Consider the following 16,581-nt stretch of genomic DNA (forward strand, 5'->3'; position numbering starts at 1 on the left):
AATAAACATAGTGGCTTAATAAATAGCGGCCCATGCTAATTGTGTTTATTTAAATATTGAACGAATCTTGCTCAACGCTAATATAATGGTTCCTAATTTCGCCAACTATCTCATTAGGCACGCTAAAAAAGGCGGAGGAATTTGATGCATGACCTTCGAGCAGTAGTTTTACCTTGGGAAAGGTGGCTTTAGCTAACCAAAGCTTCCTTATTTCTTGTTTGAGTGCTAAATCTTTTTCTAGAACGTCACTAAGCTTATCTTCATTAAGTAGCGGTAGGACAATAAGCTGGTAAACGTCAATCGATAATTTTCCTAGATTGTTACAAACGAGTTTAAAGGTTGAAAGATCCTCTTGTGCGAAGCAGCAATCATGGACAAAAGTCGGTATAAACCGATGAAAGCGTGGCGCCGTAATTAAGACACTAATCAAATCACAGGCAAACCTCTCATTTGATCCATGAAATAACACGAATAAATCAGCATACTTAACTACTTCTTCAAATTCCGCAACCCAATCAAATGAATCATCGTTTACCATATAAGACAAAACTGATTTTGCATCCATCTGTCTTTCATCTATTTTAAAAAAGAGAGCATTTAAAAGAACGCTTTGCCAAAAATAATTCCCATCTAATACAGCTAATACCTTCAATGCCTTAATCAACGAACCTGAATCATGTCTTTGAATCGCCACTAAAATTTTACAGCATAAAAGATCATGGATTAGGTCAGTCTCTAATCTCCCTGCAATTTTGAGTAATAAATCGCCAATACTTTCATCGACATCGCCAGCAATAATCCAACCAATCAAGGATTCCGATAAATTATTGGAGATAAAGTTTGAAGGGTCATATCGCCAGTAGGTGCGTTCGTTCATAACTAGGAACAGGCAATTTGGATCAATATCTGGATGATTTAATAATAAACTTGCTGCCGTTTTTCCCCGGAATAGACAGGCTAAATATAAGGCATATTTATCAGGTTCAATTCTTGGATCTTGTAGCAATAAATCAAAACATAGAATTAATGAATGAAATTCTTGTTTCTTTTCTCTAGCAGCAGCATAAGCCCAAAATAGTTCTTTATAAGGTCTAAGTTCGGGATGCTCCAGATCTAAACTCTCACAATGCTCTAGCATGTAGGCCAGTAAGTCATAACATCCAGCAGCACAGGCTTTTTCAAAACAAAGATGTAAGACAGCAATATAGCGTTCTGATTGATTTAATCCATTAGCCAGTCTCTTTAGTAGTTCTTCTGAATAAATTGACAAATCATAACTAGAAAAAAACGCCTCAATTAGCTCTGGTTCTATACGAGCTTGCGCTATAAGCGAGCCAACAATTTCGTAGTTATTAGACAATAAAGCCACAAATTCCCTTAGTGTACTAATTTGAACCTCTGACTCAACTCTTGGTTTTTTACTATCTGGACTTTTTGAGCGACTAGTGAGCGAGCCGTCTTCTCGTCGTTTCATGGTATTGCCTTTAAAAAAAAGGGGAACATAATAACACAAGGAGATTTATTTATGATCAAATCAATATTCAAAGATTTGATATCTGATAGCAGTGCCTTAGGTATCTACACAAATGTCCCTCCTTGTCTCAACCCTACGTCATCCAGAGCGCAGCGAAGGATCTCTTGAATGTGGCACCGTGCTAATCTCGGAGATCCTTCGCTGCGCTCTGGATGACGTGCGTCTATTACAGTCACTTGTGTAGATACCTACGGGTCAAGCCGCGGGCATTCGAGTTTTCTCTGAGATTGCACATTTTTTGCCCCGTACAAAGTACCGTATTAACCAGGAATTTTCAGATAAGGAAACTCTGTTCTAATCAGCTCTAAAACCTTGGATAAGCTATCCTTCGAGCGAATAATCAACAGCACGGTATCATCACCAGCGATAGTTCCTAGGATATCGGAATGATTTGGCGATTGGGATGAAAAAGCGACGTATTTTCTGTCAATGAATGAAGCAAGGCTATTGGCATTAGCTGGATGAGTATGCAAAACGATTAGCCCCATATCCGAAACCTGAATATTCAATACCAAAGGTAAGCTTGGCATATTGAAATCAACCACACGATAAAGCCCTGCTACCTTAGCAATTTTTAGCTTCTTCAAACGCCTTGATAAGGTCGCCTGCGGAATATCATAGCCTCTTTCTTTTAATTTATTTTGCAAATCTATTTGTTCGGGAATTTCCTGTGTTTGCACAAGACTCAAGATATGGCCATCAAGCACATTGTTATAAGACATGAACCACTCTCCCAGAAATGAATACAAAACCACAATATAGAAATTATATCCATTTATGGTTGACAAAACAAGGCAAAGGCAATATAGTCAAAAAATGGATATAAATTGGATGCAAAATCATCATGACCAAATTAAAAACTTGCTTGATAATAGGTTCATTGCTCTTTCAAGTTGCTTGCAGCGATGACAAGTCATTAAACGGCACGAATAAAATGCATTTTGCCACTTCAGGAGAATATCCACCTTTTGAATATAAACAACAGGGTAATCTCAAAGGGTTTGATATTGAACTAGCTAAATTGATTGCCAAAGAGCTAGGCAAAGAAGCCGTGTTTGATGATATGCAATTCGCCAGTATTTTACCCGCACTCACCTCTGGCCAGGTTGATGCAGCAATATCAACCATTACCATTACCGAGGCCAGAAAGAAAAATTTTGACTTCAGCACACCCTATTATTTTGAAGGCATGGCGGCGGTCTTTAAAAAAGGAGAACCCGTCAAAGATCCTTCTCAACTTACAGGGAAAAAACTAGCAGCCCAGCTAGGTTCAACGATGGAGATTTGGCTGAAAAAACATGCTGCGGAAGAAAACATCGTGGCCATGGATAACAATAATCAGGCCATCGAAGCCCTCAAGGCTGGCCATGTTGATGTCGTCCTGATGGATGGCGCCCAGGGTGCTATTTTTTCACAAAAAAATCCAAGCCTGGCTTATGCGATTATTGCTAAATCAGAAGATGGCTATGGCATTGCCTTAGCCAAAGACTCCATGATGACCGCAAAAATTAATCGAATTCTGGCCTCCCTCAAACAAAATGGTGAGCTCGACAAGCTCAAGAAAACCTGGTTGGAGAATACAGAATGGAAGAACTAAAACAAAACCTAACTTATATCGGCCAGGGAACTGTTTTAACCCTAGAGCTCATGGCCGGCGGTATGCTGATAGGCTTGATTCTTGGCACGATACTCGCCGTTTTAAGGCACAAGGGCTTCGCCAAGACAGTGATTAATCGATTTATTTCCATCATGCGAGGAACCCCTCTTATTTTGCAACTGAGCTTTATCTACTTCGCAGCCCCAGCCCTTATAGGTTTAAAGGCAAATATCTTAGTTGCCGGCATTCTAACCTTTGGACTTAATAGCTCTGCCTACATCGCTGAAATTCTAAGATCTGGCATTGAAAACCTGCCTAAGGGGCAATTTGAAGCAGCAAAAACCTTACAAATTCCAAGCTTTTATTTATGGAAAGACATCATTTTGCCGCAGGTTATAAGAAACATCCTACCTGCGCTTATTAATGAAATGATCGCCCTACTTAAAGAAACAGCGTTGATCTCGACAATTGGCGGTATGGATTTGATGCGAAAAGCCCAGTCAATTGCGGCTGAACAGTTCAGTTACTTTTTGCCACTCTGTATTGCTGGTTGCTATTACTATGGCCTGGTCTTGCTCATTGAGCAATTGGGCAAAAAAATCGAAAAAAGGGGGCAGCTATGTTAACTGTTGAACAAGCCTGTAAAACCTTCGGTCCCGTCCAGGTACTTAAACAGCTCAACCTGTCTGTAGAAGCCAATACTATTGTTGGTCTTGCTGGGCCTTCTGGTAGCGGTAAATCAACCTTATTGCGATGCATCCAAGGCTTAGAATCGCTTGAGTCTGGAGCCATACATTTCAGCGGAAAAAGTGGTTTTATGTTTCAGGATTTCCAACTTTTTCCACATATGACAGTTCTGCAAAACCTGATTTATGCACCCAGGCTGCACAATAAAACAGCCAATCATGAAGAAAAAGCAAAGCAGTTACTAGAATCACTAGGCATTGCCGACAAAGCTCAGGCTTATCCTCATCAGCTCTCAGGTGGGCAAAAGCAGCGTGTTGCCCTGGCAAGAAGCCTGATGATGAATCCCTCTCTATTACTTTGTGATGAACCAACCTCAGGTCTGGACCTAGCTACGATTGACGATGTTATTAGCCTGTTAAATGGCATCAAAGTGATGGGAGTCACGATGATTATTGCCTCTCATGATTTGGATTTTTTGAGTAAAGTTGCGGATCGACTGATTGTCTTAAAAGGAGGGGAATTAGTCTCTGACAGCGGTGCTAGATAGATGGATCCCGCAGTCATTAAGTTAAGGACGATACATCAAAACCGTTCGCGCTGAGGAGTGCAAGGGTATATAGGGCCGCGAGCAAATCGCGGAAACTAGATAAAAACGATTTAAAAAAATACTACCAGGAGTGAATTATGACAGCTTCAATTAAAAAAATTGCTCTAGCCTATTCAGGTGGACTTGATACCTCCGTGATGATTACCTGGTTGAAGGAAAATCATCAGCAGGCAGAAATTATTGCCGTGATCTGTGATCTTGGCCAAAGCGAAGATCTTGAGGCAATTAAAGCAAAGGCCATCAAAAGCGGCGCTTCAAAGGCTTATCTTGTTAATGTCCAAGAAGAATTTGTCAGCCACTACCTTTGGCAATTAGTCAAAGCTGGCGCTCTTTATGAGAATCAATACATCCTAGGAACCATTTCCAGACCCCTGATTGCACAAAAACTCGTTGAAATTGCGCTCCTGGAAAAGGCAGATGCCATCGCTCATGGCGCAACCGGTAAGGGCAATGATCAGGTGCGATTTGAATATACCGTCAAAGCCCTTGCCCCAGAACTTAAGATCATTGCCCCCTGGCGATCCTGGGAAATCAAGTCAAGACAAGAGGCGATTGACTATGCTAAGGCTCATGGCATTGAAGTCCCTGTCACGCCGAAATCCCCCTATTCTAGAGATCATAATATTTGGTATATCTCTCATGAAGGCGGTGTGCTTGAAGATCCTAGTCAGGAAAAACCAGACGATCTCCTGCTGATGACTAAAACCCTCGAACAGACTCCAGATGAAGCAGAGCTTATTAGCATCGAATTTGCCAAAGGTGTTCCTGTTGCCCTTAATGGTCAGGCTCTTAACCCAATTGAGTTACTAACAACCTTGAATAAAAAAGCCGGCACACACGGCATAGGGGTCGCAGACATCGTAGAAAATCGCCTGGTAGGTATGAAAATCAGAGGGGTTTATGAAGCGCCAGCCGCAGCAGTACTTTATAAGGCACATCAGATGCTAGAAAGTCTTTGCCTGGATAGAGCAACCCTACATCTCAAACAATCACTGTCGCCTAACTATGCCAACCTAGTCTATGAGGGCAGATGGTTTTCGCAAACGAAGGAAGCCTTGGATGCACTCATCGAGGTGACGCAGAGACACATCAGCGGCACCGTCAAGCTGAAACTGTTTAAAGGCAACATGATTCCCTGCGGCATGGAATCTCCCTTTAGTCTGCATAATCCAGCGCTGGCAACCTTTGAAGAAGACAATGTCTATAACCAACAGGATGCTGAGGGTTTTATTAACCTGTTTTCACTTTCAGCCAAGGTCTATGGCATGGTACATAAGGGAGAAACTCATGAGCAATAAAACCTGGGGGGGACGATTCAAAAAGCCGCTTGACCCAAGTGTCGTGAAATTTAATGCATCCCTGTCCTTTGATCACCTGCTCTATGCCCATGATATTGCAGGATCGAAAGCCCATGCAGCTATGCTAGCCCGGCAGGGACTTATCACTGAAGAGGAAGCCCAGGCGATAAACAGCGCCCTAACTGAAATTGGCCTTGAAATTGAACAAGGTCAACATTCGCTTGATGAGTCCTGTGAAGATATTCATATGTTTATCGAGCATTTACTCATCAAAAAAATTGGTGAGACCGGCAAAAAGCTACACACAGGCCGAAGTCGAAATGATCAGGTTGCCCTGGATCTAAGGCTTTATACCCGAGATGCAGCCAACAAAATTATGGATTATCTCCAGGATCTGCATAGCATTTTGCAAAACTTAGCAACTGAACATGCTAACAATCTGATGCCCGGTTATACCCATCTCCAACAAGCGCAGCCAATCTATTTGGGTCAGTATTTCACCGCCTATCTCGCCATGTTTAAACGGGATCTAAGCCGATTGGCAGACTGGCAGGAACGCATGAATTATTCACCACTTGGTGCGGGTGCCTTAGCCGGTTCCAACTTACCGCTTGATAGGACCTGGGTTGCGCAAAGCTTAAGCTTCAAAGGGGTTATTGAGAATACCCTTGATGCCGTGAGTGACAGAGATTTTATTATCGAGTTCTGCGCCGCAGCCTCAATTATTATGGTGCATCTGTCTCGCCTCTCTGAAGATCTGATTTTATGGGCAACCCAAGAGTTTTCCTTCATTAGTCTTGATGATGCCTTTGCTACAGGTTCTTCACTGATGCCCAATAAGAAGAACCCTGATGTGCTCGAGCTAATTCGCGGCAAGTCTGGGCGGGTATTTGGCCATCTCATGGGGATTTTAACGATCATGAAAGGCCTTCCCCTTGCCTATAACAAAGATATGCAAGAGGACAAGGAATGTTTATTTGATACGGTAAATACCCTTGTTGCCTGTCTTGCTATCATCGGGCCCTTCCTGCAAAGCCTGCATTTCAATACTGAACTGATGCAGCAAAAAGCCAAAGGCGGCTATTTGGATGCAACTGCGGTTCTGGAGTCCCTGGTTTTAAAAGGCATGCCCTTTAGAGATGCCCACCATCAGGTCGGCCTTTGGGTCAGCCAAGCGCTCGAGAAAAATTGTTCACTCGCAGAGCTAATCAAGGAGGTCAACCATGGCTTTTCTAATCTTAGCTGACGGAAGCCTCTTTCAGGGTCAGTCTGTTGGCGTCTCAGGCTATGCCCTGGGGGAAATGGTATTCAACACTTCACATAGCGGCTATCAGGAAATTTTGACGGATCCCTCCTATCTTGGCCAGATTATCAATTTTACTGTGCCGCATATTGGCAATGTTGGGGTTAATGAGGCAGATAATGAATCGACCCAAATACACGCTGCTGGCGCAATTTTCAGGGATTTTTCCAGCACCTACAGTAATTGGCGAGCTGAAGAAAGCTTGCATAACCTTTTAATAAGACAGGAACTGATTGCCCTAAGCGATATTGATACTCGCGCCCTCACCCTGCATTTGCGCGAAAATGGCAGCCAAAATGGCTGTCTGGTGAGCAATGATGAGCTAAGTCCTGAGAAGGCGCTGCTAATGGCACAGAATTTTCAATCAATGAAAGGCGCAAATTTAGCGTCTCAGGTTTCAACTCGAGAACCCTATATTTACAAGGATCCTCAAGTCCCTATTGGCCATATTGTGGTTATAGACTGTGGTGTTAAAGAAGGAATTCTGCAAAACCTTGCGGCCTTTCCTGTCAAAATTACCGTTGTCCCGGTATCAACAACTTTTGAGGAACTATTGAGTCTTGCCCCAGATGGCTTGCTACTTTCTAATGGTCCCGGCGATCCGGAAAGCTGTGATTCGGTGATTAAATTAGCCCGCCAGGCCTTGCAGCAAAAGCTCCCTACCTTTGGTATCTGTCTGGGGCATCAGATTATGGCACTTGCGGCAGGAGCTCAAACAAAGAAGATGAAATTTGGCCATCATGGCGCCAATCATCCTATTCAATGCTGCCAAACAGGAACGGTGTTTATCAGCAGCCAAAATCACGGTTTTGTTGTTGACGAAAGGACCTTACCCGAAACCTTGGCAATCACCCATGTCTCCTTGTTTGATGGCACCATCGCAGGGCTTAGCCATCGCAGTGCACCAGCCTTTTCCTTTCAGGGACATCCTGAAGCAAGCCCTGGTCCTAATGAACTTAGGGTCTTGTTTCAACAGTTCATTCAACTACTAACTAACAACGGAAAAGAACTGCAAATCAGCCCCCCCCATCCGCCCTTCGGGCACCTTCTCTCCAAGTCTGGGGAGAAGGGAAAAATGAGAAAAGTTCTTTGAGAGGTGCAACATGCCAAAAAACACTAAGATAAAAAGCATTCTGGTTATCGGTTCTGGTCCGATTAACATTGGCCAAGCCTGTGAATTTGATTATTCCGGCACCCAAGCCCTTAAAGCCCTCAAGGAAGAAGGTTATCGAGTGATTCTCATTAATTCGAATCCAGCAACGATTATGACGGATCCCGAATTAGCCGATGCAACCTACATTGAGCCAATTACCCCTGAGTTTGTCAGTGCAATTATCGCCAAAGAGCGACCTGATGCGCTGATTGCAACCCTAGGCGGGCAGACCTCCTTAAACTGTGCCCTGGCCTTAGATAAAAAAGGTATTCTGGCGCAATACCAGGTTGAACTGATCGGTGCCTCAATCGAGGCCATTACCCTTGCCGAGGATAGAACGCTTTTCCACCAAAAGATGTTGGACATTGGTTTAGATGTGCCAAAAAGCTTCACAGCCCAAAGCTATGAGACGGCTTTGAACATTATGAATGAGCTAGGCCTACCACTCATTGTCCGCTCTTCCTTTTCCCTTGGTGGAGCAGGAGCTGCCTTAGTTCATAGCGAAGAAGAAGCCCTGGCAATCTTCCAGCAAGCCTTTGCTCAGCCTGAATGCCAGGAAATTTCCATTGATGAGGCACTGATTGGTTGGAAGGAGTTTGAATTAGAAGTTGTGCGCGACAAGAATGATAATTGCATCGTTGTCTGCGGCGTTGAAAACTTTGATCCCCTGGGCATTCATACTGGTGATTCAATTACTGTCGCGCCTATCCAAACCTTGACCGATGTTGAATACCAGGCGATGCGAACAGCGGCTTTCGCAGTCTTGCGAGCAGTGGGAGTGGATACCGGCGGTAGCAATGTGCAATTTGCTGTCAATCCGCAGACAGGTCGAATGGTGGTCATTGAAATGAACCCCAGGGTATCGCGATCATCAGCGCTGGTTTCCAAGGCAACCGGCTTTCCAATCGCCAAGATTGCGGCAAAGCTAGCCGTAGGTTACACCCTTGATGAACTAAGAAATGAAATTACCGCCGGCGCTCTACCCTCTTCCTTTGAGCCCAGCATTGACTATACCGTGGTTAAAATTCCGCGATTCCATGATGAAAAATTCAATGCCCAAAACCTAGCAAGAGGCCCGCAAATGCGGTCTGTGGGCGAGGTTATGGCCATTGGCTCAACCTTCACCGAGAGTTTGCAGCATGCCATTCTAAGCCTTGAAATCAATGCCACAGGCCTTGATTCGCTTCCCGAATTAAGCGATGAGGAGTTGAAATCGCAGCTTAAACGACACACCTCAACCCATCTTTGGTCTATTGCCGAAAGCTTTCGACGAGGTTTCAGCATTGAAGAGGTGCATGCGGCTTCCTTTATTGATCCCTGGTTTTTAGAGCAGGTTAACTCTCTGGTCAAAGCCGAACAAAGGCTTAACTCCTTATCCGAACTTGATAAAACAAGCCTGTTAAAGTTGAAAAAACAAGGTTTTTCCGATCAGCGAATTGCCAAACTAACCAAGACTACAGAAATGAGGGTGCGACAATATCGCCAAGAGCTAGGCATTTACCCAGTCTATAAATGCGTGGATAGCTGTGCCGGCGAATTTAAAACAGAAACGGCTTATTTGTATAGCACCTACCAGGAATACTGCGAATCCAAGCCCTCAGACAAACCAAAGATTATGATCATTGGCAGCGGCCCTAACCGAATCGGCCAAGGCATTGAGTTTGACTATGTCTGCGTCAAAGCAATTCAAGCCTTTGCTGCCGCAGGCTATGAAACCATTATGGTGAATTGCAATCCAGAGACAGTCTCTACCGATTATGATGTAGCCTCTAAACTCTATTTTGTCCCCCTAACCTATGAAAAAGTCCTGGATTTGATCGAAAAGGAACAACCCGATGCGGTAGCCCTACAATTTGGGGGTCAGACCCCATTGAATTTGCTGGACGCTCTTCATCTGGCAAAGGTTCCCCTATTAGGCTTAACTTCAAATATCGTCAATATCACCGAAGATCGCGACAAATTCAGTGCTTTAGTGCGACATTTAGGTCTAAAGCAACCAAAGAATAAAGCACTTAGTAACCTTGATGGGCTCGAGGAGGCCTTAGAAGACTTGCAATTTCCCCTAATCATTCGCCCTTCCTTTGTCCTTGGTGGCAGAGGTATGGAGGTTGTGACGAATGAAATTCTGCTCAAAGAAAAACTCACTGAGCTCTTTAAGCTGAATAACCACGCAGTGCTTCTGGAAGAATATCTTGCTGGTGCTATTGAGATTGATGTGGATGCTGTCACTGATGGTGAAGATGTTTTTATACCAACCGTTCTTGAACATATTGAACCTGCCGGTGTTCATTCAGGCGATTCAGCCTGCATTACCCCCCCCTACAGCCTGACTCCGGCAATCGTCAATCTGATTCATCAGCAGACCAAAGATCTTGCCCAAGCCTTAGGGTTAAAAGGACTTATGAATATACAATTTGCCGTAAAAGATTCTGAGGTGTTTCTGATCGAAGTCAATCCGAGAGCCTCAAGAACCACTCCTTTCATTTGCAAAGCGACAGGCCTTCCTTTGGTGGAAATCGCGGTCAATTGCCTGCTAGGCAAATCCTTAAAAGAACAGCGATGCCTCAGCCCAGTGAGCTTACCTTATTACTCGGTCAAAGAAGCCGTGCTGCCCTTTCGAAAATTTGCTACCTCTTCACCCATTCTTAGTCCAGAAATGAAGGGAACAGGTGAAGTAATGGGAATTGGCCACACCGCTTATGAGGCTTTTTTAAAGGCACAGATTGCTGCAGGCCATGACTTTAGCCTAAGCCTATCAAAGGCTGTCCTGATATCAGGCCTAGCCATAGACGATCCTTTGCTGGCAAAGCTGGCGCAAGCCGGTTTTAGTGTGTTGCATGAGATAGAAAGCCAAAGCAAACCCGATTTTGTTATCGCAATTGATGGTTCCCTAGCCAATTTATCCTATGCCCTGCAGCACAATCTTCCCTATGTTTCGACCTACGAAGCAGCAAAAATGATTGTGCAATCCTTGTTGGAAACTAAAGATTCACTGGTCTTTATCAAGCCCTTGCAAGAGCTCTATCAGCAAACAAAGCATCCTGTTAAAACCAGACATTTATTGACTGGTTTGGAGTTAAGCAAGGAAGAACTGCTTTTTGTTCTTGAGCTAGCCAGCAAAGTTAAAAAGGATCCGCAATCTTATGCTAGGGCGCTTAGCGATAAGAATTTAGTCATGATTTTTGAAAAACCCTCATTTCGAACCCGACTCAGTTTCACCCGAGCAATCCAAAGTTTGGGGGGCACAGCGATTGAAAGTGTTAGCACAACCAGAAAGACGGAAGAACCCCGTGATTTTATTCGAGTCCTTAATGGTTACTGCGACTTTGTGATGATACGAACCCATGAGGATAAAGGGCTTGAGGAAATGGCAGGCTATGCCACTATCCCTATTATTAATGGCTTATCAGCCCTCTATCATCCCTGCCAGATTCTTGCTGATTTACTCACCCTGCAAGAATACTTCGGCAAGCTTGAAGGACTAACTCTGGCCTATATTGGTGATGGCAATAATATCCTGCATAGCCTGCTGGAGCTGGCTCCGCAATTAGGACTGAGTATTAATTACTGCTGCCCATCAGGCAATCAACCCAAGGAGCAAATCCTTACCCGAGCTCAGAGCAAGGCAAAGTCGATGATTCATCGCAAGGAAACCCCAGAAGCAGCCGCTGACCAAGCCCACGCACTTTATACCGACGTATGGACAAGCATGGGCTTTGAACAACAGCGCGCAGAGGAACAGTTTGCTGGTTTTCAAGTGAACGAAGCCTTAATGGCTCATGCAAGACCTGAAGCGATTTTTATGCATTGCATGCCGATGGAGCGGGGAAAGGAAGTATCTCTAACCTTGCCCGATGCGCCGGCTTCGGCAATCTTTAGCCAAAGTGAAAATAGATTGCATGTGCAAAAGGCCTTGTTATTGTTTTTGCAGGATGAGGGCTAAAGTTAAGGGCATCTGTCATTCCCGCGAAGGCGGGAATGACAGAACCCTCCTTAACGGGGCTAGCTGCCTCAAGACGCTGTAGAAAAACAATTATTTTCATGACAATATGGATGCCATCTCAGCCCCAAGTAGAATTGTTTTGAAACGAAATTACCCAATTTTTTTACAACCTCTATCTGCCTTTGTGCTGCTTTGTTACTGCATCACTGGAAATTGCTCGACCATTCAAGATTATCAAAACTGGTTCAATCTAACGGCGTCGGGTAATTTTTCAAAGGACAGTAGATCCTTCAGCCGTTTCAAATACTGGCTGGAGGGTCAGGAGCGGCTAGGTGATGATTCTAGTCGGCGCTCACAAACCTTATTTCGCCCCGGTTTAGGTTATGACCTGACAAAACATCTAAGTTTCTGGCTAGGTTATGCCTGGATTCAGACAGGCGCTCCCTTTGCCAGTTCACTCTTTATTGAAAATCGAACCTGGGAACAACTTTTATGGAAAAAAGAGTTTAAATATTTGACTTTTTCCAGCCGAACCCGCATGGAACAACGCTTTGCCAAAAGAAATACCAATGTCGGTTACCGAGCAAGGCAGCAGTTTAAACTGGTTATTCCCTTAAGAACTCATAGCAAATGGAGCTTGGTTAGTTCTGAGGAATTGTTTTGGAATAAGAATAACTTTAATGCTGATGGAGAGGGCCAAGGCTTTGATCAAAACCGCGTTTTTGTTGGCCTGGGTTATAAAATAACCTCTAAAATTACCAGTGAAATTGGTTATATGGATCAGTATATTAGGCGTATTCGTTCGCCCTATTTCAACTCTAATATTTTGTCTATCAATTTTTATGTGAGTTTGTAGAACCAGATTTAGAAACCCTCATCCGCCCTACGGGCACCGTCTCCCTAAAAGGGAGACGGGATAAACAGGGTTCGATGTGCCCGTAGGATAAGGGATTGCTTTTGTCTCTATGCGCTTAACTGTACCTCTGAGCGCAGAATATCATCACTCATCTGAATTGCGACACCGCGGCAATATTCCTCAGCAGGAAAGGCATAATCCTCTGGTAAATTCTCTTTTTGGAATACCAACACCTGCTTACGATGACCACCGGCCTCAGAGATTGGGCTTTGACCACGCTTAAAGAAGCGTACCACCGGTAATACCGAGCCTTCATCAAGACTTTCTAATTGGTAACGGAAGTCTTGGTTTAAGCTGGCAAGTTTAGAAATCAATGCATGGGCATAAGCTTCCATATCCTCTGGGATTTCAACGTCGTCATTAAGTTCCAACCACAGTTCCAGTTTTTCAGCGCCAAACTGATCATGATAGGTGTAGAAAGCCTTCTTAAGCACCTCTCCCTCGGTATCAATATTTTCTACCGCACGTTCTAACTCAGTAAAGGCTAAGTTCGCGCCGTTGAAAACAACTGTTGAATCACGTCCCCAAACAAACATGAGGGGTAAATTGGTTCTTGGCTTATGGAAAATGCCGTATTTTGCTAACAGGGCTTGTACGTCACTAGAAGCATAGATTCGGCCTTTGTCACCTAAATCATAACGAATACGTGGTGAAGAACGGTCATCACGGGTTGTAGTAAATACCAATGAATCTTTTTCCTCATGCTCTTCTTCTCCATCAAGGCATTCAACATGAGTGTTCCAGGTATCATAGTGGAAAACCATCGGTAAGCCTTTATTCTCGCCATAAAGCTCTCGAGCCAAACCAGGGTTTTGTTCAATAGCCTGACGTACGACCATTTCATCTTCGGTTTCGACACCCAGGTTAATATCCAGGTCAGAAGCACCATAAGACGAGTAGATTTGATTAAAGCCATCCTTTTTCAGCAGATCACGCATTGCTTCGGAAATAGCCTGGCCGCCAACAACACCAATCACTGAAAAGTCTTCTAAGCTATAGCCTGTTTCTGCTTCTTTTTCTTTGATAAAGGCAGCTAAATCTTTCAGGAAGGGTGGGTAACCCGCAATAATCGTTTGTGTCTTCTCTTTGTTTAAGGATTCAGCAATCGCTAGAATTTTTCCTTTATGTTTGTTGATAAAGGCTTGTTGCTGCTCAGAAAGACCATTAATTTTCTCATTCAGAGCATCAGCTAGTTTTAGATCGCGGGTTTTCAGCATTGCTTTGAATGTGGCTTCGATTAGATCGGCAATAAGTTTTTTGCCTGTGTTTCTGATCTTAGGATTTTCTGCCTGCAACTTATCAACTGCTAATTCAAGCTGGTGCCTTTCGTATTTAGCAATTCGCAGCAACTCATCAAGAATTTTTTCTTTATCAGGTCCTGTAGCAAAGACTGATCCGGTTTGGCGCATTAATTCATAGGTTGTTAAACCAGTTGCCCAAGGACCTAAGGCAAAGGCATTAACATAATTAAGCCTGCGATCGCCAAATTGGATTCTTGCAGCAAGCTCTAATGACTTTTTAACCGTATCTAACTCTCGCTCACCACGTACCCAGGCGGTTGGTTTGCCTGTCGTACCTGTTGAGGTATCGGTTTTAGAGCGCTCAGGATATTTACCCTGTAAATGGGTATCTGAGTCATGTTCCTGAACCTTGATATAGTTCGCTTTGTTGGTCAGAGGAATATCACGGAAGCTCATATCCTCAATTGGCATACCATTATAGGTAGTCATATGTGTTCTATAGGCAGGCACTTCGGCATAGGCCTCGTGGAATCGTTTTTTTGCTAGAATTTCACCGTTTTCAAAGTGATCTTTTTCATTGCCATAGAGGAAAAAACGAACTTTGATGAGGTTAACACTGCGAATAGTGACTTGGTAAAGCCAGCTGAGAAAAGAACCTTTGAAAAAATCAACTATCGGATCAGACCAATGTTTGACAGCACGCTGATTATGCTGACCAGCATGACGAAGATGTTCTCCAGCCTCACCTTGTTTAGCCTTTTCTTCCTGGCTTGGATTGTTTAACTCAGAGATCCATAATTTGCTTTGCAACTTGCGAATCAGTGCGTCATCAGAGTCATCAGAGCTGGCATCACCACCGATATATTTAATTAAACTGTTACGATTTACGGTAAACTCACGAGCTTCCTGCGTCCCATGTTCATCAATCTGAGCAGCCTGAATTTTGATTGTTCTATAAAACATAGAACCAGGCCAACGGTGCAAGGTAACACCATTTTTTCCGAGTTCATTACGAGGATTTGCTTCCCCTTGTTGGAATAATAAGCGTTCGCCGTATTCTTCATGATTAAAGATAACGACTGGTGATTCTATTCGATAACTTGGCATTTTTTTATGTCCTAAAATTTTTTTCAGGACCGATTAAAGCACAGCAGTCTTAACGAAATATTACGGGTTTCTTAACGGAGCCTTAACAGTTTTTAATATACTTGTACTTGGTCCCTAACATAGCCCGTCATCCCTCACTATGTTCGGGATGACGGAATGTAAGAGCCCAGACAACAGTACTATCTTTCAATAATTATTCAGAGAAATAATTTCGATAATTTAGAGAAATTTCTTGGATAATTCAGAGAAATTGTTACATAAGTCAAGCCGCGGAAACTCGATAATTAAAAGCAAGATCCTTTGCTTGTACATAGCCCCGTTTTAATGCCTCTTCAGCTGCTGCCAGTACAGGATCATCGCCATCATCGCTATGCAGTTTTTTCTCTCCACCTCGCTGCGCATTATCTTTTTCAAAAATGACATTTCCTCTGGTTTCTGGAAAATTTAAATGACCATAAGCAGTCATATTGATACTGTCAGGTATAAAAGCCAAACCTGTCAGGCCACTCATCTCGCTATCATTAAAGGGCGGATCGCCACAGATCTCTTTTATTTTTTCGATTAATTCTTCATAGAAAATATCGCTATAGTCCAGATCCATAGCAAAGATATAAGTATCGGGTATACCTTGTGCATGACAGCCAAACAAATATTGCTTTCTTAGGAAAATTTCATCGCTAAAATTTAAAAATAAAACGTCATTGTTGGAGTAAACTCCTTCCTGCTGAACAACTTTTAATAATCTTAAAAAATCAGTTGCAAACACCGAATCGCACACAGTTTTAGATAGGGCAGCCTTAGCCAAAATTTGTCGAGCAAAGGCGACCAAGAAAGGATCATCAGGCGCTTTCGCTAAACTAGCGTTAATATTTTTTATCTTAATTCCTAAATCTGTTAATAATTTGATTTTAGTTTTTTCTAAGTTCATGCAGCTTTGGTTAACAAAAAAAGTTAAATAATCTTGCGGACGAATTTTTCTTTGAAAAATTAATCGATTGATAATTTTTGCTGGAATCAGGCCATCCGGATGAATCCACATCTTGACATGCCGATTAAGCATAATAGGCATAAAAAAATCCTCTTTGGTGCCAAAATACTCCCTTTATATAAGTTTAGTTCAGACTAATCTCTCATGCATTTTGATTTCGTTAATAAATGGCCCTAATATAGGAAGTTCATAAAGCTATTGGGTATA

General features: G+C 43.2%; 12 protein-coding genes. 8 read left to right on the forward strand and 4 right to left on the reverse strand.

Going from position 1 to position 16,581, the window contains the following annotated elements; all coding sequences use genetic code 11:
- Positions 1-49: 49 nt before the first annotated feature.
- Both BN1094_RS10980 and BN1094_RS10985 read right to left on the reverse strand, forming a co-directional pair.
- Positions 50-1,474, reverse strand: a complete 1,425-nt coding sequence (locus tag BN1094_RS10980) for a hypothetical protein (RefSeq protein WP_043874425.1) — start codon at positions 1,472-1,474, stop codon at positions 50-52.
- A gap of 320 nt (positions 1,475-1,794) precedes the next feature.
- Positions 1,795-2,256, reverse strand: coding sequence for an arginine repressor (locus BN1094_RS10985; RefSeq protein WP_043874426.1), 462 nt, complete (start codon positions 2,254-2,256; stop codon positions 1,795-1,797).
- Positions 2,257-2,378: 122 nt separating this feature from the next.
- On the opposite strand from BN1094_RS10985, the gene BN1094_RS10990 reads away from it, so the two are divergent.
- The 8 genes from BN1094_RS10990 (at position 2,379) to BN1094_RS11025 (ending at position 12,978) form a co-directional block, all read left to right on the forward strand.
- The gene (locus BN1094_RS10990; protein ID WP_043874427.1) at positions 2,379-3,131 is read left to right on the forward strand and encodes a substrate-binding periplasmic protein; all 753 of its coding nucleotides are present in this window, start codon (positions 2,379-2,381) and stop codon (positions 3,129-3,131) included.
- Positions 3,119-3,757 carry an amino acid ABC transporter permease gene (locus tag BN1094_RS10995; RefSeq protein WP_043874428.1) on the forward strand — a complete coding sequence of 213 codons (639 nt, stop codon included), beginning with the start codon at positions 3,119-3,121 and terminating at the stop codon, positions 3,755-3,757. The genes BN1094_RS10990 and BN1094_RS10995 overlap by 13 nt, the downstream gene beginning before the upstream one ends.
- Positions 3,751-4,365, forward strand: a complete 615-nt coding sequence (locus BN1094_RS11000; RefSeq protein ID WP_043874429.1) for an amino acid ABC transporter ATP-binding protein — start codon at positions 3,751-3,753, stop codon at positions 4,363-4,365. The genes BN1094_RS10995 and BN1094_RS11000 overlap by 7 nt, the downstream gene beginning before the upstream one ends.
- Before the next feature lie 137 nt (positions 4,366-4,502).
- Positions 4,503-5,723: an argininosuccinate synthase gene (locus BN1094_RS11005; RefSeq protein ID WP_043874430.1), complete on the forward strand. Its 1,221-nt coding sequence runs from the start codon at positions 4,503-4,505 to the stop codon at positions 5,721-5,723.
- Positions 5,713-6,969: an argininosuccinate lyase gene (gene argH, locus BN1094_RS11010; protein ID WP_043874431.1), complete on the forward strand. Its 1,257-nt coding sequence runs from the start codon at positions 5,713-5,715 to the stop codon at positions 6,967-6,969. Before BN1094_RS11005 ends, argH begins: the two co-directional genes overlap by 11 nt.
- Complete coding sequence (gene carA / locus BN1094_RS11015; protein WP_081935120.1) at positions 6,947-8,119, forward strand: glutamine-hydrolyzing carbamoyl-phosphate synthase small subunit; 1,173 nt, start codon at positions 6,947-6,949, stop codon at positions 8,117-8,119. The genes argH and carA overlap by 23 nt, the downstream gene beginning before the upstream one ends.
- Before the next feature lie 10 nt (positions 8,120-8,129).
- On the forward strand, positions 8,130-12,122 hold the full coding sequence (gene carB, locus BN1094_RS19990; RefSeq protein WP_081935121.1) for a carbamoyl-phosphate synthase large subunit: 3,993 nt from the start codon (positions 8,130-8,132) through the stop codon (positions 12,120-12,122).
- A gap of 139 nt (positions 12,123-12,261) precedes the next feature.
- A complete protein-coding gene (locus BN1094_RS11025; protein WP_052403266.1) occupies positions 12,262-12,978 on the forward strand; it encodes a DUF2490 domain-containing protein in 717 nt (238 codons plus the stop codon).
- Positions 12,979-13,085: 107 nt separating this feature from the next.
- Here the strand turns inward: BN1094_RS11025 and BN1094_RS11030 are convergent, their stop codons facing one another.
- Both BN1094_RS11030 and BN1094_RS11035 read right to left on the reverse strand, forming a co-directional pair.
- The gene (locus BN1094_RS11030; protein WP_043874433.1) at positions 13,086-15,386 is read right to left on the reverse strand and encodes a phenylacetate--CoA ligase family protein; all 2,301 of its coding nucleotides are present in this window, start codon (positions 15,384-15,386) and stop codon (positions 13,086-13,088) included.
- Positions 15,387-15,648: 262 nt separating this feature from the next.
- Positions 15,649-16,455, reverse strand: coding sequence for a hypothetical protein (locus BN1094_RS11035; protein ID WP_043874434.1), 807 nt, complete (start codon positions 16,453-16,455; stop codon positions 15,649-15,651).
- Positions 16,456-16,581: the final 126 nt, after the last annotated feature.

It is taken from the genome of Legionella massiliensis (genome assembly GCF_000756815.1).
Lineage (GTDB): Bacteria > Pseudomonadota > Gammaproteobacteria > Legionellales > Legionellaceae > Tatlockia > Tatlockia massiliensis.